The following is a 1,886-nucleotide window of genomic DNA, read 5'->3' on the forward strand; positions in this document are numbered from 1 at the left end:
CACGCGTAACTTCGGAAGAAGCGTGACCTCCAGATACGCAAGTGTTTGGGGGTGGCACAGACCAGGGGGTAGCGACTGTTTATCAAAAACACAGGGCTCTGCGAAGTCGATAAGACGACGTATAGGGTCTGACGCCTGCCCGGTGCTGGAAGGTTAAGAGGAGAGGTGCAAGCTTTGAATCGAAGCCCCAGTAAACGGCGGCCGTAACTATAACGGTCCTAAGGTAGCGAAATTCCTTGTCGGGTAAGTTCCGACCTGCACGAATGGCGTAACGACTTCCCCGCTGTCTCCAACATAGACTCAGTGAAATTGAATTCCCCGTGAAGATGCGGGGTTCCTGCGGTCAGACGGAAAGACCCCGTGCACCTTTACTATAGCTTTACACTGGCATTCGTGTCGGCATGTGTAGGATAGGTGGTAGGCTTTGAAGCGGGGACGCCAGTTCTCGTGGAGCCATCCTTGAAATACCACCCTTATCGTCATGGATGTCTAACCGCGGTCCGTTATCCGGATCCGGGACAGTGTATGGTGGGTAGTTTGACTGGGGCGGTCGCCTCCGAAAGAGTAACGGAGGCGCGCGATGGTGGGCTCAGACCGGTCGGAAATCGGTCGTCGAGTGCAATGGCATAAGCCCGCCTGACTGCGAGACTGACAAGTCGAGCAGAGACGAAAGTCGGTCATAGTGATCCGGTGGTCCCGCGTGGAAGGGCCATCGCTCAACGGATAAAAGGTACGCCGGGGATAACAGGCTGATGACCCCCAAGAGTCCATATCGACGGGGTTGTTTGGCACCTCGATGTCGGCTCATCGCATCCTGGGGCTGGAGCAGGTCCCAAGGGTTTGGCTGTTCGCCAATTAAAGCGGTACGTGAGCTGGGTTCAGAACGTCGTGAGACAGTTCGGTCCCTATCTGCCGTGGGTGTAGGAATATTGACAGGATCTGTCCCTAGTACGAGAGGACCGGGATGGACATATCTCTGGTGGACCTGTTGTCGTGCCAACGGCATAGCAGGGTAGCTATATATGGAAGGGATAACCGCTGAAGGCATCTAAGCGGGAAACCCACCTGAAAACGAGTATTCCCTATCAGGGCCGTGGAAGACGACCACGTTGATAGGAGGCGTGTGGACGTGCGGTAACGCATGAAGCTTAGCCTTACTAATAGCCCGATCGACTTGATCGTTCTCATTGACTATGCTCATCGATAAATCGATGAGCCATCTCTCTTGTCCTGACGCGTGAAACACGCTCCGGACGGCCCGGCCAATGATGGCCGACGCGCTTGCGCGCTGTATGGCTGCCATGCTTGGATCTTGAGCATGGTACCAATACAGAACGACAGTTCGTCGCCAACAGTTTGGCGCGCCGTCTGCAGCGCAGCATCCGAACGATGCGACAGCGTGAAGACAAAGAAACAACGTGTTCAAAAGATAAAACAGGCGAATGCCTGCCAGCTTCTCAATCACATTGCCCTTAGCCGACCTGGTGGTTATGGCGGGGCGGCCGCACCCGTTCCCATTCCGAACACGGCCGTGAAACGCCCCAGCGCCAATGGTACTTCGTCTCAAGACGCGGGAGAGTAGGTCGCTGCCAGGTCTGCTAAAGGCAATGAAAACGCAGTCCCCCGAGAAGTTGACAGACTTTTTGGATAGGCAAACTTGCGAAAATAAGAAAATAATCTTCTCAACACGAAATCAGTCCATAATGCCACAAAGGGTCGCACACATCGCGACCCTTTGTGCATTCCATAAAGCCCCGGATAACAACCAGGGCCGTCTGGTAAAACACCAGGCAGTCGCTCAAAACATAACGCGGGGTGGAGCAGCCCGGTAGCTCGTCAGGCTCATAACCTGAAGGCCGCAGGTTCAAATCCTGCCCCCGCAACCA

General features: G+C 54.8%; 1 tRNA gene and 2 rRNA genes (1 of these 3 only partly in view). All 3 read left to right on the top strand.

Annotated elements, in window-relative coordinates:
* Positions 1–1,182: ribosomal RNA gene (locus tag E8M78_RS04095) — 23S ribosomal RNA — on the top strand; it begins 1,867 nt to the left of the window's first position.
* 298 nt (positions 1,183–1,480) lie between these two features.
* Positions 1,481–1,595 (top strand): 5S ribosomal RNA (gene rrf, locus E8M78_RS04100).
* 214 nt (positions 1,596–1,809) lie between these two features.
* A tRNA-Met gene (locus E8M78_RS04105) sits at positions 1,810–1,886 on the top strand.

The organism is Rhizobium sp. FKY42, assembly GCF_005222835.1.
Lineage (GTDB): Bacteria > Pseudomonadota > Alphaproteobacteria > Rhizobiales > Rhizobiaceae > Neorhizobium.